Source organism: Bacteroides sp. AM16-13 (genome assembly GCF_003602705.1).
In the GTDB taxonomy this organism is placed as follows: Bacteria; Bacteroidota; Bacteroidia; order Bacteroidales; family Bacteroidaceae; genus Bacteroides; species Bacteroides xylanisolvens.
The window spans coordinates 1-21,690 of the sequence record NZ_QTLK01000031.1; the positions used below are offsets into that span (position 1 = coordinate 1).

The window sequence follows — 21,690 nt, forward strand, 5'->3', positions numbered from 1 at the left end:
AGGTTCAGACATGATGCTGAACAATTACTTGTGAGACCTCTTGTCGCACGTTTTGTGCAAAGGTACAGAAAACTATATAGAGATTGAAATAAAAGTAGCAAACTTTTTCTGGTAGAGATGAGAAGCAATCGGATAAAAGAAAGTCCCGGTCGTTTTCATTAAATAACGACCGGGACGAGAGAACAATAAAAACACCAAATGTTGTGTTATATGCTTTGAGAGTTAATTTACATGATTGTTATACCAATCCGTATATTTTTCTCCTTTAGAATCTGCCCAAGCTTTAAAGTTAGGATATTCGGTATCAATACTCTTTTTTTCAGTTACTGAAATAAAGTTCAAGATAGGAATATCAATAGCAAACGGATAAGCTCCTTCTTTATCTATGTAATAAGCATCCTTTTGAGTACCTGCTAAAGACAAGTCCGCAAGAGATGTTGCCTCATGCTTAGGCAGATGCACTTCTGTACGACCTTTTTGCCCTTCGGCATACTTCACTATGATATAAGGATTATATGACTTTAAATCTTTCTTATTGAAAGAACCGCCTGTAAATTCACGGGTTATAGTATATACCTTTTGAATAGCTTGCTTCACATTCGGACAAACAATAATAGAAGATGTTGCAGATTCCGTATGTATCCCTTCCGTAGTAGCGGAAAAAGTCATTTTACCGAATTGTCCCTTATCTACCTGATAAGCAAAAGCATTCGCAAACACTGCACCATCATGTACAGGAGTAAATGTATCTACAATTTTAGTTACCTGGTTCTTTTTATCAAAAGATACGGCACGATTATATTCTACGATTACGTCATTCATATCATAATCTCCACCGCCAGGCCATATATCTTCAAAAGCTAATGTACCGGTCTTCGTTTCAGTTACATCCGGTTTTTCTGGTTCATTTCCATCATCCGGAGTTATAACAGGTCTGTCATTGGGTTCCTCAATAGTTTTTGATGCATTTACATAGAATAAAAGATCACAATAACTATTATTTGCCCCATCTTCTACTCCGATAATAACCTTGCCGCTTGTCTCGTCCTTTACAGATACAAAATTCTGTCGCTGCTGTCCCAACACCTGATTAGAAGCTAATAAATTAGAGAAACCTGATGCAACTTGTTTTGTTATATCAATTTCATTCTCACTCTGATTATATCCATCAGCATACATAAACCATCCTACCGTATAACCGGCTGGAAATTCCTCTTTAGCATTACCTTGTTCATCAAAATAGAGCAAACGTACTTTACTGCCACATTTCAAAATAGGCAACTGACCTCCATATACAGAGAAAGAAACATTTGGAAATATGATATACTTCTTCATATCTGACATTCCGCGCATATCAGGTTCCTTAGATGTTTTATAATAATAATACCCGAACGAATTATTATACATGGCATCCCGATTCAGGAAAATAACATCCAATGCAGTCCCATCTTGTGTTACCGTAATATTTGTAGTTCTGGATTGGGTGACTAAATTCATATTATCAACATTCGCTATTCCATCAGGATTAAAGAAATTCTTCAAACGTTGCGTCAAACTTCCAACCGTTTCATCACCAACGTTCTCTTCAAATGACATATATTTACTGTCAAGACTTCCTCCCTCTCCCCATTTACATAAGGAATATAGTTTATTATTTCCATTCAAGACATAAGGAACCGTCCCTTGAAAACCATAAGACCGTGTATTATTTTTTGCTTTTACAGTAGAAGCTCCTATATTTGACATATCAAAACTAACCATACCATCCTTTATTTCCAATGGCATACACCTTGGCAATCCCCAACTTTCCGTATATAGGTATATCGATTTTACAGAAGTGGGAATATTCATCTTTCCATTAAACTTTCCGCTTTCATCTGTGTAAATCTTGAATAAAGCTTCCACTCCTTGTTTTTTTACAGGTGTATTATCCACAATTTCCATCGGATCAATGTCATAGACTTCAATAAGAGCCGCAAATCCGGGTAATGCATAATTCACATCAAGCGACACATCTCCACGTGTTTCGAATCCAAAATATTCTTCAGGACCTTTTACAGGTTCTTTCCCATAATTAGGATCATACAAATCCTTTTCTGCACATCCTACTGCCACACCGATAAATACCGTTGCAACGAAAAAGTTCAATAAATGCTTAATTCTCATAATCTATATATATTTTTAAGTTTGTTTTGTCTAGGCATAAACCCATAATCAAGCCTAATTATGCCACAAATATATATACAAATATCCCATTTTTAAGGCTTATCTTAAAAATGGGATACCGAATCAAAAAATATTGTTATTAATCCTTGGAATCTATTTCATTGTCCCCCCTACAATATCCAGCAACTCATTCGTAATTGCTTGCTGACGACTCTTATTGTACTGCTTTGTCAAATCCTGAATCAGCTCGTTTGCATTGTCCGTAGCCACTTGCATAGCTAGGGTACGTGCAGCATGTTCCGATGCATTAGAGTCGACGGCAGCGGTAAAAATCTTCTGGCTCAATACTGTTGGTATTAAGCTGGCGATCAATTCTTCCGCGTTCGGTTCGATGATATAATCATTGGCAATTTCATGCTCCTCTACCTCCTCCTTATTCATTCTGTCCTCTTCACTTACCACATTCGTCATATCAATGGGGAGATACGTCTCCCGGAGAAGAATCTGTACCCCCATTGACTTGAAGTGATGATAGATTATTTCCACGCGGTCTACTTCTCCTGCCACATACATATCCATTAGTCGGTGAGCCAATTCGGCAGCCTCCTGATACGTCGGTTTGTCGGAGAGCGTCGGAGAAGTCTCCTGCGGTTTGAATCCCATTCGTTTGACCGCTTCATCCACCTTCTTGCCAATTGAGAATATCAAGATATTATCCTGTCCCAGGGTGCGGAACTCTCCGATCGTTTGCATCATCATTTTGATGACGTTGGCGTTGAAAGCACCACAAAGAGAAGTGTTTGAAGAAAAGACGACGATTGCTACACGTTTCACTTCACGCTCCTGCACATAAGGAGATTCGATGGGCAGGTCAGCGCTTAGGAAGTTGGTCAGAATCTTGTTCAACTTCTTCTGATAAGGCAGCATATTCTCAATGGCTCCTTGTGCCTTGTGTAATTTGGCAGAAGCCACCATCTTCATTGCTGAAGTGATTTTTCGGGTACTTTTTACCGAATTTATTCTGGTTTTTACTTCTTTCAGTGAAGCCATTTTTTTTAGTGGTTAGTGGTTAATTATTAATAGTTGGTGATAGTGATTAATAATTGGCGGTTAGTGGTTGGTGACAGTAAGCTAATCACTTATCACTAACCAACTAATCACTATTATAAGTACTGTTTCGCCACCATAGCGGCAGTCTCTTCGATAGCTTTAATCACGTTATCGTCGATCACGCCCGTTTTCAGTATGTCCAATACATCCTCCTGGTGGTTCAGTTGCAGAGATTCGATGAAACTGCGTTCAAAGTCCTGCACCTTATCCAATGGGACATCATGTAGAAGTCCGTGCGTACCACAGTAGAGGATAGCAATCTGCTGCTCTACGGGCATCGGGCTGTATTGCGGTTGAATCAATAATTGTCCGTTCTTACGTCCTTTATCAATAGTCAGGGCAGTAATCGGGTCCATGTCGCTGCTGAACTTAGAGAAGGCTTCCAACTCGCGATATTGCGCCTGGTCAATCTTCAATGTTCCGGCCACCTTCTTCATAGCCTTAATCTGCGCGTTACCACCTACACGGGATACGGAGATACCGACGTTGATAGCCGGACGCGTACCCTGGTTGAACAAGTCAGTCTCAAGGAATATCTGTCCGTCGGTGATAGAAATCACGTTCGTCGGGATATAAGCCGATACGTCACCTGCTTGCGTTTCGATGATAGGCAATGCTGTGAGCGAGCCGCCACCTTTCACAATCCCCTTCAGACTTTCCGGGAGATCGTTCATTTCGCGTGCCACTTCTTCCTGACTGATAATCTTGGCAGCACGTTCCAACAGACGGGAGTGCAGATAGAAGATATCACCCGGATAAGCCTCACGACCGGACGGACGGCGAAGAATCAGCGAAACCTCACGATAAGCCACCGCCTGTTTGGAAAGGTCATCATAAACCACCAACGCATGACGGCCGGTATCACGGAAATACTCGCCGATGGCAGCACCTGCAAACGGAGCGTAATACTGCAACGCAGCCGGGTCACCAGCCGTGGCAGCTACAACCACCGTGTAGTCCAGCGCTCCATACTCACGAAGCGTATTAACGATAGAAGCAACGGTAGAACCCTTCTGACCGATAGCTACATAGATACAATATACAGGGTCGCCTGCCAGGAAGTTAGTGCGTTGGTTGATAATCGTATCAATCGCAATGGCAGTCTTTCCCGTCTGGCGGTCGCCGATAATCAACTCACGCTGTCCGCGGCCGATAGGAATCATGGCGTCCACAGCCTTCAATCCGGTCTGCAACGGCTGGTTCACAGGCTGACGATAGATTACTCCCGGAGCTTTCCGTTCCAAAGGCATATCATACAGTTCGCCGCCAATCAATCCTTTGCCGTCGAGCGGTTCGCCCAGCGGGTCAATCACACGTCCCAGCATGCCCTCTCCTACACGGATGGAGGCGATACGTTTGGTACGCTTCACGACGAATCCTTCTTTGATTTTGTCCGTCGGGCCCAACAGTACAGCACCCACGTTGTCCTCTTCGAGGTTCATCACGATTGCTTTGATACCATTGTCAAACTCCAGCAATTCATTGGCCTCGGCGTTCCGTAGTCCATAGATACGCACTACGCCGTCACTCACCTGGAGCACCGTACCGATTTCGTCAAGTTGCACATTGGCATTGATTCCTTCGAGCTGCTTGCGCAATATATCGGATACTTCGCTTACTCTTATATTTTCAGACATTATACAATTCTCCTATTCTTATCAATAAATTGTTGTTTCACTCGCTTCAACTGCGTGGCAACGCTTGCATCCAACCGATAGTCGTTGATATCAAAGATAAACCCACCTTCGATAGAAGGATCTATCACCGTTTCCAGCTCCATCTGAGCATGCAGGATATGTGCGGCAGCCGACCGGATCCGGTCTTCTGTTTCCTTATTGACAGGAACGGCTGTAATCAGCTTTCCTACGCCAATATGTTTCAACTTCCGGTAGAGATCCAGATACATCAGGCTGATAAATTGCAGATAGCCTTCACGCCTGTTTCGCAGTACCAAAGTGATAAATTGGACAAACTCTCTGGTCGATTTACCGTCACCATCGGCAGCTGTGCAGACTAACGCCAACTTTTCCTTGGTCGTGATGACGGGATTATCAAGCGCTTCGCGCAGACCGGGCTGTTCACAAAAGCTGTGCGACAGGGTCAGAAACTCCTGATACAACCTGTCTTCCAGACCTTTTTCCTGTGCGTATTCAATGATAGCTTTTGCATAACGCATTGAGAGTATTCCGACTTCCATCTTCCTTAGTTCTTATTCGGGGTTAGTACTTCATCCAGCATGCGGTCGATCATGCCCATCTGTACATCCTTGTCCTCAAGACTCTTACGGAGCACTTTCTCGGCGATGTCAACAGAAAGCACGGCCACCTGGCGACGGATGTCGCGGATTGCTTCGTCTTTCTCCATCTGGATTTGTTGTTTCACCGCATCAAGTTCTTTTTGTGCGGCAATTTCGGCTTGTTTACGGGCCTCGTGAACAATCTTGTCACGTTCTTCCATTGCTTCCCTCAAGATGCGTCCTTGCTCTTTGTTGGCGGCTGCCACCAATGCGTCGCCTTCTTGTTTCAGTTTAGACAACTGGGCATTAGCTTCCCTCGCCACCTCCAAAGACTGGTCGATATAGGTCTTACGGCCTTCCACCATCTTGATGATGACGGGGAAGCCGTATTTCGCCAATATCACGAACACAATCCCGAATGAGAGAAACATCCAGAACAGCAGGCCACTATCAGGTAATAGTAATGACATAATCTTTATTTACGATTTTACGATTTACAATTTACGATTTCGCGGCTGCCCATTGCATGAGGATCTCCCCCATTTAGAAACAGGGTTTTACGCCTGCGAAATTCGCTTGTTATATACCTGATTAGAGGAAGAACACCAACAGACAAACTACTACCGCCAACAGGGCCACACCTTCAATCAAGGCGGCGGCGATAATCATGTTCATACGAATGTCTCCCGATGCTTCCGGCTGGCGTGCGATAGCTTCCATTGCCGAACCACCAATCTTACCAATACCCAAACCAGCTCCGATTACTGCAAGACCTGCACCGATAGCTGCACCTAATTTACTAACTCCTACTGCTGCTGCAGTGGCTTGTAACAATACTGATAGTAACATAATTTTCAGTTTTAAAATGGTTTATATTTTCTCTTGTTTTTATTATTTAATTCCTCATTCCGCGCGTTTATTCCGTATTCGTTCAGTCACGTTTTCACCGCGTTTCATTGATTATTCTTCTGTTTTCACTTTGGCTCCTTCCTGTGCCAGTCCGATAAACACTGCCGACAACATCGTAAATACGTAAGCCTGGATGAAAGCCACCAGCAGTTCAAGCGCATTCATAAAGATGTTGAACAATACGGAAGCCACCGTGAGCGTGCCGTTCAGCGCAGGCCCCATGCTTGCCGAGATAAAGATCAGGCAGGTGAGCACCAGCATCGCCATGTGTCCGGCCAGCATATTGGCAAAAAGACGGATCATCAAAGCAAACGGTTTCGTAAAGATTCCGAAGAACTCGATGAACGGCATCATCGGCACAGGCACTTTCAGCCACCAAGGTACATCGGGCCAGAAAATATCTTTCCAGTAATGTTTCGTACCGAAGATATTGACTGCAAGGAACGTGCAGACCGCCAGCACCATCGTGATAGCGATATTTCCCGTCACATTCGCGCCTCCGGGGAAGAACGGAATCAATCCCATCATGTTATTGATAAAGATGAAAAAGAACGCTGTCAGCAGATATGGCGCGAACTTCCGGTAGTTGGGTCCGACACAACTCTTGATGATGTCGTCGTTCACCATCATGATGAACATCTCCATGAATCCGATAAATCCTCCCGGTGCTTTGGCTCCTTGCGGACGCTTCCTGTACCAGTGTGCCACGCACAACACGATAACGAGCAACAATACGCTGTTGAACAACAAGGCAAACGTCACTTTCGTAATGGAGATATCCCAGGGGCGAACCTGTTCGCCTGCGGCGTCATACTCTACCAGTTTGCCTTCATACTTGCTTCCTGCGGGAGCGATGGAAAGTCCTTCATACGTACCTCCATTCTCTTCGAGACGGGAAGAAAGGAACGTGTGCCAACCTGAAGTGCTACTATAAACAATAATAGGTAACGGTATAGTAATATGCGTGTTACCCCATGTTGTAATATGCCATTCGTAGGAGTCGCCGATATGACCGAACACAATTTCTTTCACATCAACCGTGTTCTCCTGTTCCTCCTTCGGAGTAATTTCGTCCTGCGTCTGCTGCGCCACCGCTTCCCCCTCTTGCTCTTGCGCAAGAACCGGCAAACTGACCGCTGCCATCAGGCAGAACAGAATCAACGGAGCTACTATGTTATGCAACTGTTTCATGTTTCTTCTTATTTTTCTTTTTCCGTTTCTGGTTCATCTCAAAAGAGAAGAAAAACCAGGTTTCGAATATCAGATATATCAAATAGAACGAGATAAACGTCAGTAAAAAAGCTTTGGCTTCTTCGCGTACAGCAAGGCAATAAATCAAGACCAGAATCAGCGAAAGAATCATCTTTATCATCTTCATTGCCAAATACAACAGTAACAATCTCTGCGGAGCGTGCCGCCGGCAAGCGTCGAACATATAGATGCTGGCCAACCCGAAGAAGTAAAAATAAACCGGTATAAACGGATACCCTCCGAAATAATGCCCCGGCAGAGCGAAGTGTAGGATAACAGCTCCGAGCGCCGCACTAATCACTGCAAATAAGGTATGCCAACAGATAAAGTTCCGTTTAGTTTTACTAATATTCATCATGTTACTGTGTTTTTCTGTAAGGTTATTATCTCGTTTTTTTCAATCTTTAGATACTTGGTCTTTGTGCCGGAAGGCTTCCGTCAGGAAACACAGGCAGAAACCGTGCCGTCACTCATTTCAACAAAACCGCCCTGAATATCCATCGTGTGCTCTTCTCCCTCCATCGTCGTATAACTCAACGTTCCCGCTTTCAGCGACGATACAATGGGCGCATGCCCCGGCAGAATAGAAAACGAACCGATCATGCCCGGCAATGTGACAATCTTCACATCTCCGTCGAATATGCTCTTTTCGGGCGATACTATACTCAAATGCAGTTCTTTCATCACTCTATATTTTTATTTTTTCGCCTGTTCCAGCAATTTCTTACCTTTCTCTATTGCTTCCTCAATCGTGCCGACATTCAGGAAAGCCTGTTCGGGAAGATAATCCACTTCTCCGTCCAGAATCATCTTGAATCCATTGATGGTATCTTCAATACCCACCATCACACCCGGAACACCTGTAAACTGTTCGGCTACGGCAAACGGTTGCGAAAGGAAACGCTGCACACGGCGGGCGCGGTTCACTACCATCTTGTCTTCTTCCGAGAGTTCTTCCATACCGAGGATAGAGATAATATCCTGCAATTCCTTGTTACGCTGCAAGATTTGTTTTACGCGTTGCGCTATGTCGTAATGTTCCTGGCCTACAATGTGCGGGTCGAGGATACGTGACGTAGATGCCAACGGGTCGACAGCCGGATAGATACCCAACTCGGTGATCTTACGGTCGAGTACGGTAGTTGCGTCCAAGTGGCTGAAAGTCGTTGCAGGAGCCGGGTCGGTCAAGTCATCGGCAGGCACATACACCGCTTGTACGGAGGTGATAGAACCTTTGCGGGTAGACGTGATACGTTCCTGCATCGCACCCATTTCCGTGGCCAGCGTAGGCTGGTAACCAACGGCGGAGGGCATACGTCCCAAAAGGGCGGACACTTCCGAACCTGCTTGCGTGAAACGGAAGATATTATCGATAAAGAACAGGATATCGCGTTTCTCACCTTCTTTACCGGCGTCGCGGAAAGATTCCGCTACCGTCAGTCCGGACAGTGCCACAGAAGCACGTGCGCCCGGAGGTTCGTTCATCTGGCCGAAAATCAGCGACACTTGCGATTTCTCCAGTTCGTTATAATCTACTTTCGAAAGATCCCAGTGACCTTTCTCCATGCTTTCCTTGAATGCTTCGCCGTAGCGGATAACGCCGGATTCGATCATTTCGCGCAGCAAGTCGTTACCTTCACGGGTACGTTCACCTACTCCGGCAAATACGGAGAATCCGTTATGTTTCTTGGCGATATTATTGATAAGTTCCTGGATCAATACGGTTTTTCCCACACCGGCGCCGCCGAACAAACCGATTTTACCACCTTTGGCATACGGTTCGAGCAGGTCGATCACTTTGATACCCGTGAAGAGCACCTCTTGCACAGTTGTCAAATCCTCAAATTTAGGGGGGTCCCGGTGAATGGAATACGCACCGTCGCGGTTGAGTCCTTTCATACCGTCGATCGAATCACCGACTACGTTCATCAGTCGTCCTTTAATCTGTTCGCCTATCGGCATAGTGATCGGGCCTCCGGTGGGATACACTTTCATGCCTCTCTGAAGTCCGTCGGTACTATCCATTGCTACGGTACGCACCGTATTTTCGCCGATATGTTGCTGAACTTCTACAACCAGTATTTTGCCGTTTGGCCTCTTTATCTCCAGTGCATCGTGGATGCTTGGCAGCACCAGTTCCGCATCCGTACCTTCAAAGTACACATCGACCACAGGGCCGATGACCTGCGAGATATGTCCGATAATCTGTGACATAAGCAATCTCTTTTATTTATATTATTCTTTTCTCTCCTTTTTGACCTTATAATATGATAAGGGATAAACATTTTCGCGTTTTACCTAATTTCAATATTATAATAAACAGTTGAATTAATTTTTTGTTCAACTATTTTCTATATCCTAGAAACTTCTACCACTAGAAATAGTTAAAGAAACAACTGCACAAATGTAGAAACAATTCTGTATCATTGTTACTCCTTTTTTATAATTTGTCGTTCGATAACACTTATTAGACCTGTAAAGACTACAAATTGACCAATTCGGACAAATTTCTATTACAAATCAACAGCAAAATTAGTTTTAGGATAATAATCTATCAATAAACCGGATTTCCGTGTCCAGTTTCCTTTCTCTTTGTTTTAAATCAAGGATTTAGCCGTAATACAAAATAGTAGCACAGACAACTAGTTTTGTGCTCGAACACAGCGAACGCTGTTTTTTCATGTTTTCCTTAAGAAAGTTTAAAGCCGTATTTTCTATTTTTCTACGATCCATTTCTCTATATTTCGCGTCTCCGCACTAAAATTCACAGCAATTTTCAGGAGGTTCTGGTTGTCTTTTTCAAGGATACGCTTTTCAACTAAAGAAAACACCAAATCCTGCACGAAAGTTTTTCATGCAGGATTTACATTGCACCTTATATTATATAGAAGACTATTCCTTATTTATATAAAAGAGAAATATAATCAACGCCTATACAATTATTATCTCATTTTTTTGCTGTAATTTTGCACCACTAATATAAAACACTCAAAATGATGAAGAAAATACTGTTACTCGGTTCCGGAGAACTAGGAAAAGAATTTGTAATTTCAGCTCAACGTAAAGGTCAACACATCATTGCCTGCGACTCATACGCGGGAGCACCTGCTATGCAAGTGGCTGATGAATTTGAAGTATTCGATATGCTGAACGGTGAAGAACTGGAGCGTGTCGTAAAGAAACACCAGCCGGACATTATCGTTCCGGAGATTGAAGCGATCCGCACAGAACGTTTGTATGACTTCGAAAAAGAAGGCATACAGGTAGTGCCCAGCGCCCGTGCCGTGAACTTCACGATGAATCGTAAAGCTATCCGCGACCTTGCCGCCAAAGAGCTCGGACTGAAAACAGCCAAATACTTCTACGCCAAAACATTGGACGAACTGAAAGAAGCTGCCGCTAAAATCGGTTTCCCTTGTGTCGTTAAACCGTTGATGTCATCCTCCGGTAAAGGACAGTCGCTGGTGAAGAGTGCCGACGAACTTGAACACGCCTGGGAATACGGATGCAGCGGAAGCCGTGGCGATATCCGCGAACTTATCATTGAAGAATTTATCAAATTCGACAGCGAAATCACCCTGCTCACCGTTACTCAAAAGAACGGCCCCACCCTGTTCTGCCCCCCTATCGGACACGTGCAGAAAGGTGGCGACTATCGCGAAAGTTTCCAGCCTGCACACATCGATCCTGCTCATTTGAAAGAAGCGGAAGAGATGGCAGAAAAAGTAACCCGCGCGCTGACAGGCGCAGGACTTTGGGGAGTTGAGTTCTTCCTAAGCCATGAAAACGGAGTCTATTTCTCCGAACTTTCTCCACGTCCGCACGATACCGGCATGGTGACTTTGGCAGGAACACAAAATCTGAATGAATTTGAATTGCACCTACGTGCCGTGCTCGGTCTGCCTATTCCGGGCATCAAGCAAGAACGGATAGGCGCAAGTGCCGTCATCCTCTCTCCGATTGCCAGTCAGGAACGCCCTCAATATCGTGGACTGGAAGAAGTGACCAAAGAAGAAGATACCTATCTACGTATATTCGGCAAACCGTTTACACGCGTCAACCGTCGTATGGGTGTGGTGCTTTGCTATGCTACGCTCGATGCTGATTTGGATGCGTTGCGCGACAAGGCTAAGAGAATTGCAGAGAAAGTAGAAGTTTACTAAATAAGAAATTTAGAGATAAGATGAATAGAATCCGCCAAGTAAACCTGTCTGATATTCCAGCACTACAAGAGCTATATCAGCACACAGTTCTGACTGTGAACCGAAAAGATTATACAGCCGAAGAAGTAGCAGACTGGGCTTCGTGCGGAGACGATACATCACATTGGGGTGAGCTTTTCGAAGAGCAACATTATGTGGTTGCAGAAAATGAAGAAGGTGTGATTGTAGGCTTCGGCTCTGTCAACGATGACGGATATATGCACACGCTGTTTGTCCATAAGGACTTTCAGCATCAAGGCATTGCGACATCTTTGTATAAATATCTCGAAGCATACGCACGAGAAAGAGGTGCGAAAAGATTAACATCGGAGGTTAGCATCACGGCAAAACCGTTTTTCGAGAAACAAGGTTTTCAGGTTGATGAAGAACAAAAACGAAAAGCTAATCAAATGCGTCTCACCAATTATAAGATGAGCAAAAAACTCTATTAATCTATATCGTTTCACATCTAAAATGCAAAGACATAGAATCAGTCTCACTTACTGACGAAGAGAAAACTTATTCTATTGACAAAAAACTCCAACCAATGCGACTTTATCCGCCACTTGGTTGGAGTTCTTTTTTTAGCTTTATGAAATGTTTTTCAGATACATAACAATGAAACTATCATTTTTTACTCAAGAAGCGTTTAGCCAAATACTTACGTACCGGTTCGTCATACAGTTTCAGGCACAGATAAGCAAGCACGATACTCAAGACAAAGACGCACACGGCTACGTGCCAAGTCTCGCCCAACGTATAGAGCTTATTCTCAATCAGCCATGCATAGAACAGATACATCAACGGATAATGGATCACATAAACCGGATAGGATATATCCCCCAGAAATTTGCATACTTTTGTCGATTGCACGTCCGTAGTGGTGCCCGACGCTCCTATCCAAAGAATGATAGGGAAAGCCACAATCACACAAAACGCTTCATAAATACCATTCATGCAAAGCGGCTCCATTCCTTCGAGATAAGGAACAGAGAACAGGGCAATCAGCGCAATGGTACAGATCCAAAACGCACCCTTCACCTTCATAGGCTTGAAGTTGCGCGACATCAGCATACCCAGTGAGAAAGGGAAAAGCATACGCAACGAGCCGCCCAGGAAGTTAACCCCGTCCAGCGTCCAGCCCACTCCTATGTTTCCATAAGTGGAGACATTGAAAACGGCAAACGCTGCCAATGCTGCACCCAGCAACACCACAAATACCGTCAGCGCCTTGTTGGACAAGCGGCGGATGAACAACGCATACAGGATATTACCGATATACTCGAAAAATAACGACCAGCAAGGACCGTTCAACGGAAACATCTCACCATTGCCACGAACTTCATATCCCACACCCGGCATGGCAGGAATGAAGAATATCGTGCAAAGAAGAGACAACATAATCATGGAGATGGCTACATGCGTTCCATCCCATTGCACACAACCCTGAATACAGAATGTGATAGCACCCAATACGGCACCCATAACGACCATCGGATGAAGACGTATCAAACGACGTTTAAAGAAATCTTTCATGGTGAGACTCTTGCCCCAACGGTCGTCATAAGCGTAACCGATCACGAAACCCGAAAGGATAAAGAAGAAATCCACGGCAAGATAACCGTGGTTGAGAGTCTCGATATTGCCACCACCGGCAAAAGCATAGCCCTCGAATACATGATACCATATCACCATAAGAGCCGCTACACCGCGAAGTCCGTCAAGAAGATCATAATGTGCTTTGGTATCTGCAAAGGCTGAAGAAGAAATGTTCGACATCTGTTTTTCTATTAGTTAGTTAGTATTTTCAGATGGCAAAGATACGGTTTGCGAAACGAAGTTCTTTTGCTTAAAAGCAAAAAAGCCCTGCCGAAAACTATTTTTTAGCACGTACCCGGCTAAGCGTGTAGATGGAAATGCCCAAAAAGGCAGCCACATACTTCAGCTTCACCCGGTTTATCAGTCCGGGATAGCGACGGTTGAACTGCTCATACCGTTCTTTAGGCGAAAGCTGGAGCCGTTCCACAAACATGTGGCTAAGCTCTTTGTTGACATTCTGATGCAGGATGCGCCCCCAGTTGGCTATGTCGATATAGGTTTCGTAGAGCATATTCAGCTTGTCGATATGGATGACGTAGATTTTGCAATCGGAAAGCGTTTCAATGCTCTCCACCGACGGTTGCTGATAGTAGAGCGAATCCATGCCGAACGTAATGTCGCCTTCCAGCGTGAACCACGTAGTAGTGTCCTGTCCGTTGTGATGGAATACGGAACGGGCAATGCCCTCTTCAATGAAATAAACCAGGCGGTCTGTTACCCCCGACTGGACGATATAGGTATCTTTAGGATAATATCGCAGTTCCATATTCGCCTGAAGCGCCTGAAGCGCTTCATCGGATACCGGATAGATTTCTCTGATTTTTTGAATAATGTTTTCCATTTTGAGATTCCTTACTTGATATTCGACAGGCCACCGGACGGACATTTCTAATGACGCACCTTAGGATACTTATTATTGAAACGGAATCCCAAGCCGAGCATCAGATAATTAGGTGTCTGAAAGTTTTGGAGATTGTAACCGATGTGAAGGAAAGAGCTACGTGTCACGTCTATCTTCAACGCAAAGACCTGATACAGCCCCCGCAAATCGCCACGCCCCAGCACATTCGTTCCCAAACCGACATTGATGGTGAAAAACGGCATTACATACTCCGCCCGTCCCGAAAGTCCGAGAGCAAGCTGATGCTGAATGCCCGGCACAAGAAACCTGCGTCCGGAAGTGCCGCTGCCTCCATCGTAATCGTACTCCACAATCCGGTCTTCGGTGTACACATTGGCACTACCGTCATAAACACCGTCCAGCGAGACGCCGAATCGCAGCTTATAGTTGAGGTTGTACATCGGGGCAAAGTTGAATCCCGCCACGGGGTAACTGCCCGGCGAAGCTATCTGCTTCCCGCTTTCTACATACACGCCTTTCCGTCTCCACGAGCCGAACAACACAAGATCGTAACTGATATGACGGGGAAAACGGGGAATATACGGCTTGACCAAAGACTTGGTCAGGTCGGATTCTTCACGGTTGAAGTTGTACACCAGACCGATTTTCGCTCCGGTGGTGTTCACTCCTGCGTTGGGGAATTTGGTGTTGCCGTTGGAGAAATGCGTAAAATCTCCGCCGATGATAAAATCGAAATAACGGGAAAGCGACCAATTGAGGTAGATACCTGCATTGAGATACGCATTCACCCGTGAACCTACCGCTCCGTTGTAGGAGTTGTAATCGTTATCGTATGGTTTCCATCCGGCAGAAAGGCCGAAATTCCACTCGTAATTGAGCGAAAGACGGGGATTGAAACGGGCGATACGTGCGCCCTGAAAGACATAGAACGTCACCGGATCACCGAGTTGCTTACGGTCGCCAAAGGTGGTGACGGCCAAGCCGAAGCCTTGGTAGGCTCCGCCGTAGATACGGTCGGCACAGGTATTGGGACGAAACTTGAAGGAATATTTCAAATGAGCGGCAAAGGAACTTTGGATGGGCTTCCACCGTTCGTTCTCTCCTTGCAGGAAAGGATTGGTGGGGAACACGTATTGCGGCCGAGCTTCTATCCCCAACCGGTGAATGAACCGATGGGGAACGTAAGGAGCTACCGTGTCCATGCCACATTGCGGGAAACTGTTGCGCCGGAATCCATGAAGTTCTTCCTGCAATCGACGCACTTCTTCACGAAGTTCGCGGACGTCCTGCTGGAGTTGCTCCACGTCTTGCCTGACCTCTTTCACCTCCTGCCCCACTTCTTGCGCGCACAGCGAAGCAACGGGGAAAAGCAAGGCGGAACAGAATAGGATGATTTCCCGTCTGGGTATCTTTACTCTCATATCATAGTCTGGTTAGTCTTTTTCAGAACGAAGTTTATAAATGGAGCTTCTCGATAAACTGCGCTACATGATAGCCATCCATCAATCCATGATGGCAAGTGACGGAAACGGGCATCATCAGCCTTTCTCCTTCGCGGAAGTATTTACCGGTGGAGATTTTGGGAACGCTGTCGCCCGAACGCATATTGGTGGGATGCTTCATATCGGTGAAAGAGAGCCACGGCACGGCCGAATAATGAATGGCGTTGGGATGAAACGTACCTCCTTTGTTGAGTCCCGTAGTGGCTTGCAGGCGTTCCATCTCGGCTTTTGCCCGACGGATAAAGACGAGTTCGTCCGGATCGTATTCAAAAGCGGCAAAAGAAAAGGTGTGGTCGGCACGCCCCACAGTGGCTTCGGGCAGAAGACTGTCATAACACACCACTCGATCGCCTTCGATGCGGTAGCGGAACTCTTCCACGGCAGCCGCAGCAGTCACGATGCGGTGAAGGACGAGCAGGGAAAAGGAAACGCCTTTGTCTTTGGCTTCCTGATACGCGCGCGTACAATCTACATTGACCGTCACTCCAAAAAAAGGATCGTCAAAAGCACTGAAATGTTCGTAATGTTCTCTTCTGTTCCAAGTAGCAATATCGATGATCTTCTCTATCTGATTCATTCTAAACACTCTTTTTTAAGTTTCACCACAGAGGGCACAGAGGACACAGAGATTTTATAGAGTTTTTATAGAACTTTTTCACCGGATTAATGCAATTGATTCCATTGCTTCCGGTCTTACCTTACCGAAAAAACTCTGTGTCCTTTGTGTCCTCTGTGGTGAATAAATTACTGATGTTGCTCACGCAACAAGTCATTCACTGTCTTCACCGGGTTAAAGGTAGAAAGAGGAACTTCTACAAAGACGGTATTCCAGTCGCTCATCGCACCATTCCACAAGCCGGGAAGTTCGAGGGCTTTCAGGTCTTTACCGTTCTTCGATTTGTAGGAGATGAAGCCGGTGGCTTTATCTACATATTTCACCAGGTCGAATTTATGTCCTTTATAATCACGCACAGCGCATACGAGGTCTACCGGATTGAAGTGCGTACCCTTCTCGAACATTTCTTTCTTCTCCGGATCGTCCATGTCGATCTGCGAGCTTTCGAGAATTTGCAGGGAGATAGTTCCGTCGCTGTTGTAAGCAAGGAACGGACCGCCGCCGGGTTCGCCTACGTTCTTCACCATTCCGCAGACACGCATCGGGCGGTTGAACTTGTTTTTGAGGTAAATGGCCAGTACGGAGTCTTCGAGGTCTTTCGTTTCCGGGTTCTTGCAGAAGAGTTTCTTTTGCAGGAATTGAAGCATTTCCATCATCTGGTCGTGCGTATACTTGCCGCTGTCGAGCAGCGTGAGGTATTCGAATACTTGTTTTTGCAGGGTCACGAGCACTCCGGCAATCAGTTTCTTATACGTAACGGTGTCGGCTTTCAAACGGTCGGGCACTACGTTGTCGATGTTCTTGATGAAGATGATGTCTGCGTCCAAGTCGTTCAGGTTCTCAATCAGCGCGCCATGACCACCGGGACGGAACAGCAGTTTGCCGTTGTCGCGGAACGGTTGGTTGTCCATATCGGCAGCAATGGTGTCGGTACTTGGCTTCTGCTCGGAGAAGGTGATGTAATAGTCTACGCCGTAACGTTTGGCGAAGTCGTCCACTTTTTCCGTCACGAGCTTCTTGAAAAGTTCGCGGTGTTCGGTAGACACGGTGAAGTGTACGTTCACTTTGCCGCTCTTGCCGGCTGCATACAGAGCGCCTTCGGCAAGATGTTCCTCCATCGGAGTGCGGGAGCCTTCGGGATATTTATGGAATTTGAGCAGACCTTTCGGTAGTGCGCCATAGTTCAGTCCTGCAGTCTCCAGCAGGGCGGACACCACTGCTTTATAGTTGCCTTCTTCCATCAGTCCGGGAATGTCTTTTCCGGAGATTCGCTGACAGGCCACATTCAGATCGTCATAGAAAGCAAAATTCTTGATTCCGTCAAAGAAGGCCTGCTCGAACTTGGTAGTCGGCTGGTCATAATCGGCGGACAGAAACTCGAATAGATTCTTAAACATACGACTTGCAGCACCGGAGGCAGGCACGAACTTCACAACAGTCTTATCTGTGTTTGTATATGCATCCCAGGCGGCCAGATAAGCCTTCTGTTCTTCTGCGTCGGGAGCTAATATGCCCTTTTCGATGGAAGCTGCCGCATCCAGTTTTAAAAAGGGAAATCCCGTCTGGAAGCATGCTAATTGTTCTGCAATTTGCTCTTCCGTGATGCCTTTCTTGGCAAGCAACTCTTTGTCCTGTGTCGTTATCATAATATCTAATTTTATTAATTGATGCCCAAAAATACAAAATGTTATTTACTTCTTGCCGAATAACCGGAAAAAAAACTACTTTTACATCGAATTAACAAGATTGAATATGGACGACTTTTTTACATTGGAGGAAAAAAAGGAGCTTTTTTCACTCTATCGACATTTATTACAGTCTGCCGGAGACAGTATTTTCTGGAGAGATTGCCAAAAGTTAAAGAAACATCTTATCAAGGCGGCCCAATGTAACGGTCTGCAACGCAATAACTTCGGGATGAATCCCGTCATCAGAGATTTACAAACAGCAGTGATCGTTGCCGAGGAAATCGGTATGAAAGGTTCGTGCCTGATCGGGATCATGTTGCACGAAATCGTGAAAGGCCATGTATTGTCTATCGACGAGGTGAACGCCGAATATGGTGAAGACGTGGCAAGTATCATCAAGGGATTGGTGAAGACGAACGAGCTGTATGCCAAAAGCCCTGCCATCGAGTCGGAGAATTTCCGTAATCTGCTGCTGTCGTTTGCGGAGGATATGCGCGTAATCCTGATTATGATTGCCGACCGCGTGAACGTGATGCGCAAAATAAAGGATACAGGCAACGAGGAGGACCGGATCAAGGTGGCAAACGAAGCAGCATATCTGTATGCTCCGCTGGCTCACAAGCTGGGATTGTATAAGCTGAAATCGGAACTGGAGGATTTGTCTCTCAAATATACGCAGAAAGAGACATATTATTTCATCAAGGATAAGCTGAACGAAACAAAGGCTTCCCGCGACAAGTATATCGCCGCTTTTATCGAACCGATCCAAAAGAAGGTGGCGGAAGCGGGACTGAAGTTCGACATCAAGGGACGCACGAAGTCGATTCATTCGATATGGAACAAGATTCAGAAGCAAAAGACTCCTTTTGAGGGGATTTATGACTTGTTCGCCATCCGTATCATACTGGATTCGGAACCGGACCCGGCGAAGGAGAAGCAGGAGTGCTGGCAGGTGTATTCGATTGTGACGGATATGTACCAGCCGAACCCGAAGCGTCTGCGCGACTGGCTTTCAATACCGAAGAGTAATGGTTACGAGTCGTTGCACATCACCGTGATGGGCCCGGAAGGGAAATGGGTGGAAGTGCAGATACGTACCCGACGGATGGACGAGATCGCGGAACGCGGACTGGCTGCGCACTGGAGATATAAAGGTATCAAAGGAGAAACGGGCTTGGACGAGTGGTTGACTTCCGTGCGGGAGGCGTTGGAAAACGCGGACAACGACTCGATGAAGGTGATGGATCAGTTTAAGATGGATCTCTACGAGGATGAAGTGTTTGTCTTTACGCCCAAAGGGGATTTGTTCAAGCTGGCTAAAGGGGCTACGGTGCTTGATTTTGCTTTCCATATACATAGTAAGTTGGGATGCAAGTGTATCGGCGCGAAAGTGAACGGCAAGAATGTGCAGTTGAAGCAGAAGTTGAACAGCGGCGACCAGGTGGAGATCATGACTTCAAACACCCAGACTCCGAAACAGGACTGGCTGAACATCGTGACGACTTCCAAAGCACGCACCAAGATACGCCAGGCGCTCAAAGAGATGGTGGCACGCCAACATGCGTTTGCCAAAGAGACGCTGGAACGAAAATTCAAGAACCGCAAACTGGAGTATGATGAAGCGACCATGATGCGCCTCATCAAGCGTTTGGGATTCAAGAACGTGACGGAGTTTTATCAACGGATTGCCGATGGCGGACTGGATGTGAACGAGATTCTGGATAAATACATTGAGCAGCAAAAACGGGACAGCGATACGCACGATGAAATTGTTTATCGGAGTGCCGAAGGGTATAATTTGCAAACCGCGCAGGAGGAAACGACATCTAAAGAGGATGTACTGGTGATTGACCAGAATCTGAAAGGACTGGAGTTTAAACTGGCTAAATGTTGTAACCCGATTTATGGCGATGATGTGTTCGGGTTCGTAACGGTGAGCGGCGGTATCAAGATACACCGGTCGGATTGTCCGAACGCGAACCAGATGCGCGAACGTTTCGGCTACCGGATTGTGAAGGCTCGCTGGGCGGGCAAGTCGGAAGGTACGCAATATCCGATCACGCTGCGCGTTGTAGGACATGATGATATTGGTATCGTAACAAATATTACTTCGATCATCTCGAAAGAGAATGGTATCACGCTACGTTCTATCGGTATTGATTCGAACGATGGGTTATTCTCTGGCACACTGACGGTAATGGTGGGTGATACGGGGCGTTTGGAGGCTCTTATCAAGAAATTACGGACGGTGAAGGGAGTAAAACAGGTGAGCAGGAATTAAAGTTAAGACAGAAGAACAAAAGAACATATTTTTGGATACGTATGATGAAAATCAAAAAACAATCATCACTCCTGAAATATGTTCTTTTGTTCTTCTGTCTATTTTATCTTACCTTCTTCTTTATATAATAAGGATAAGTGACCAATACGAAGAACAGCAAAGCGATAGAAGCTACCATCTGTCCGGTATGGAGCATCTTGTCTGTATCCAATTCCATGTAGCACGCAGTAGCGATACCCAGGGAGATACCAACTTCGCTTGCCAACAAATGGGTAGTGTTGGCTGTTCCGCGTTGGCAATGATGGGATAGTTTCACAAATATCATCAGGAATTCCGGCATGGTTAAACCTAAACCCAATCCCAAGAGTACGGAAGAGATGCCTATCGAAAGGTCTGTGTTCAATAAGGACATGGCTACCATTTCCAACCCGATTCCTATAATGACCAAGCGCAGTGTCTTCTCTTTAAAAAAGAACAGGCGCGCGATGAACAGGGAGATAATGTATCCGAGGGTTGTGCCGACAAAGAACGGTACGGGGATTCCCACGTTTCCGAGTACGAAATCGTTTAAGAAAGGGTGTACCATTGGAATCAGTAAGCCCGGAACAAATGTTATCAGAATCAGGTTGATAGCGGGAACCCATCCACGAAGCAATAAGAAGCGGTCGAAGGAATAGAGTTTAGTGACAATCGGCGCACGGAAAGGTACATATACCCCCGATAGCATGAGAATTCCTACAGCTCCGGTTATGACAGATACAGTGAGCAGGTTTTGGAATGAGTGGCTTTGATAGAGCCACACTCCGAGGATAATCCCCAAAAGCATTCCCAGACGTGCCGTCCACGAGAAGCTGACATTTCCCGCGCTCCGCAGTGTGGAGTTGGTGATGTCGATAGCCAAGGTGATACCGGCAGTAGTGCCTATGCCAAAGGCCAGTCCTTGCACGGTACTCAACAGGATTAGTTCTGTGAAGTTCGTCACAAAGGCGTACCCAATCGTCGCCACTACCATCAGGGCAGCGGCAAACATACATACGTATTTACGTTTGTAGGCATCTACCAGGTAGGCATGGAAAGGACCGATAAGGAACATCCCCAAGGTGAAAAAAAGAAAGATTACTCCTGTCTGTGCGGCCGGCACTCCGAGACGGTCGGCCATCTCTACGGAAAGTACCGGAAATAACACATACAAGGATATAAACAACAGCAAATTAGCTACACATATCCGCATAAAATGAACTGTCCACAATTTAACTGCCATATACTAT

The 21,690-nt window shown here is 45.8% G+C and carries 19 protein-coding genes; 3 read left to right on the top strand and 16 right to left on the bottom strand.

The annotated features are described in order from the left end of the window. Nucleotides 1-222 precede the first annotated feature (222 nt). The 10 genes from DW173_RS20290 to atpD form a co-directional block, all read right to left on the bottom strand. Nucleotides 223-2,166: an LruC domain-containing protein gene (locus tag DW173_RS20290; RefSeq protein WP_008639992.1), complete on the bottom strand. Its 1,944-nt coding sequence runs from the start codon at nt 2,164-2,166 to the stop codon at nt 223-225. 153 nt (nt 2,167-2,319) lie between these two features. After that, nucleotides 2,320-3,216, bottom strand: a complete 897-nt coding sequence (locus tag DW173_RS20295; RefSeq protein ID WP_120145110.1) for a F0F1 ATP synthase subunit gamma — start codon at nt 3,214-3,216, stop codon at nt 2,320-2,322. A gap of 113 nt (nt 3,217-3,329) precedes the next feature. After that, on the bottom strand, nt 3,330-4,913 hold the full coding sequence (gene atpA / locus DW173_RS20300; protein ID WP_004315299.1) for a F0F1 ATP synthase subunit alpha: 1,584 nt from the start codon (nt 4,911-4,913) through the stop codon (nt 3,330-3,332). Next, on the bottom strand, nt 4,913-5,473 hold the full coding sequence (locus DW173_RS20305) for a F0F1 ATP synthase subunit delta (RefSeq protein ID WP_008022606.1): 561 nt from the start codon (nt 5,471-5,473) through the stop codon (nt 4,913-4,915). The genes atpA and DW173_RS20305 overlap by 1 nt, the downstream gene beginning before the upstream one ends. Nucleotides 5,474-5,478: 5 nt before the next feature. After that, nucleotides 5,479-5,982 carry a F0F1 ATP synthase subunit B gene (gene atpF / locus DW173_RS20310; RefSeq protein WP_087321168.1) on the bottom strand — a complete coding sequence of 168 codons (504 nt, stop codon included), beginning with the start codon at nt 5,980-5,982 and terminating at the stop codon, nt 5,479-5,481. A gap of 121 nt (nt 5,983-6,103) precedes the next feature. Next, entirely contained in the window at nt 6,104-6,361 is a 258-nt protein-coding gene (atpE, locus tag DW173_RS20315) for an ATP synthase F0 subunit C (protein WP_004295758.1), read from the bottom strand. Between the two features lie 111 nt (nt 6,362-6,472). Continuing rightward, entirely contained in the window at nt 6,473-7,612 is a 1,140-nt protein-coding gene (gene atpB / locus DW173_RS20320) for a F0F1 ATP synthase subunit A (RefSeq protein WP_117683836.1), read from the bottom strand. Beyond that, nucleotides 7,596-8,030 carry a hypothetical protein gene (locus DW173_RS20325; RefSeq protein WP_009039527.1) on the bottom strand — a complete coding sequence of 145 codons (435 nt, stop codon included), beginning with the start codon at nt 8,028-8,030 and terminating at the stop codon, nt 7,596-7,598. The genes atpB and DW173_RS20325 overlap by 17 nt, the downstream gene beginning before the upstream one ends. A gap of 80 nt (nt 8,031-8,110) precedes the next feature. Then, entirely contained in the window at nt 8,111-8,356 is a 246-nt protein-coding gene (gene atpC, locus DW173_RS20330) for an ATP synthase F1 subunit epsilon (RefSeq protein WP_004315304.1), read from the bottom strand. A gap of 12 nt (nt 8,357-8,368) precedes the next feature. Then, a complete protein-coding gene (gene atpD, locus DW173_RS20335; protein ID WP_120145111.1) occupies nt 8,369-9,886 on the bottom strand; it encodes a F0F1 ATP synthase subunit beta in 1,518 nt (505 codons plus the stop codon). Nucleotides 9,887-10,668: 782 nt separating this feature from the next. On the opposite strand from atpD, the gene purT reads away from it, so the two are divergent. Beyond that, a complete protein-coding gene (gene purT, locus DW173_RS20340; protein WP_008022613.1) occupies nt 10,669-11,835 on the top strand; it encodes a formate-dependent phosphoribosylglycinamide formyltransferase in 1,167 nt (388 codons plus the stop codon). Nucleotides 11,836-11,855: 20 nt separating this feature from the next. Beyond that, a complete protein-coding gene (locus tag DW173_RS20345) occupies nt 11,856-12,326 on the top strand; it encodes a GNAT family N-acetyltransferase (RefSeq protein ID WP_008022615.1) in 471 nt (156 codons plus the stop codon). Nucleotides 12,327-12,501: 175 nt separating this feature from the next. Here the strand turns inward: DW173_RS20345 and DW173_RS20350 are convergent, their stop codons facing one another. From DW173_RS20350 to DW173_RS20370, 5 genes are all read right to left on the bottom strand, one after another. After that, nucleotides 12,502-13,653 carry an acyltransferase family protein gene (locus DW173_RS20350; RefSeq protein ID WP_008022617.1) on the bottom strand — a complete coding sequence of 384 codons (1,152 nt, stop codon included), beginning with the start codon at nt 13,651-13,653 and terminating at the stop codon, nt 12,502-12,504. Nucleotides 13,654-13,750: 97 nt separating this feature from the next. Next, complete coding sequence (locus DW173_RS20355; protein ID WP_004315309.1) at nt 13,751-14,314, bottom strand: Crp/Fnr family transcriptional regulator; 564 nt, start codon at nt 14,312-14,314, stop codon at nt 13,751-13,753. Between the two features lie 47 nt (nt 14,315-14,361). Then, the gene (locus DW173_RS20360) at nt 14,362-15,756 is read right to left on the bottom strand and encodes an acyloxyacyl hydrolase (RefSeq protein ID WP_008639981.1); all 1,395 of its coding nucleotides are present in this window, start codon (nt 15,754-15,756) and stop codon (nt 14,362-14,364) included. Between the two features lie 34 nt (nt 15,757-15,790). Beyond that, nucleotides 15,791-16,414, bottom strand: a complete 624-nt coding sequence (locus tag DW173_RS20365) for a chloramphenicol acetyltransferase (RefSeq protein ID WP_049702678.1) — start codon at nt 16,412-16,414, stop codon at nt 15,791-15,793. Nucleotides 16,415-16,581: 167 nt separating this feature from the next. After that, nucleotides 16,582-18,099, bottom strand: a complete 1,518-nt coding sequence (locus tag DW173_RS20370; RefSeq protein WP_015531024.1) for a DUF4301 family protein — start codon at nt 18,097-18,099, stop codon at nt 16,582-16,584. Between the two features lie 106 nt (nt 18,100-18,205). Here DW173_RS20370 and DW173_RS20375 point away from each other — a divergent pair, with 106 nt between their 5' ends. After that, complete coding sequence (locus DW173_RS20375) at nt 18,206-20,422, top strand: RelA/SpoT family protein (RefSeq protein WP_004316962.1); 2,217 nt, start codon at nt 18,206-18,208, stop codon at nt 20,420-20,422. Between the two features lie 103 nt (nt 20,423-20,525). On the opposite strand, the gene DW173_RS20380 is transcribed toward DW173_RS20375, so the two are convergent. Continuing rightward, complete coding sequence (locus tag DW173_RS20380; RefSeq protein WP_004316963.1) at nt 20,526-21,683, bottom strand: MFS transporter; 1,158 nt, start codon at nt 21,681-21,683, stop codon at nt 20,526-20,528. Between the last annotated feature and the right edge of the window lie 7 nt (nt 21,684-21,690).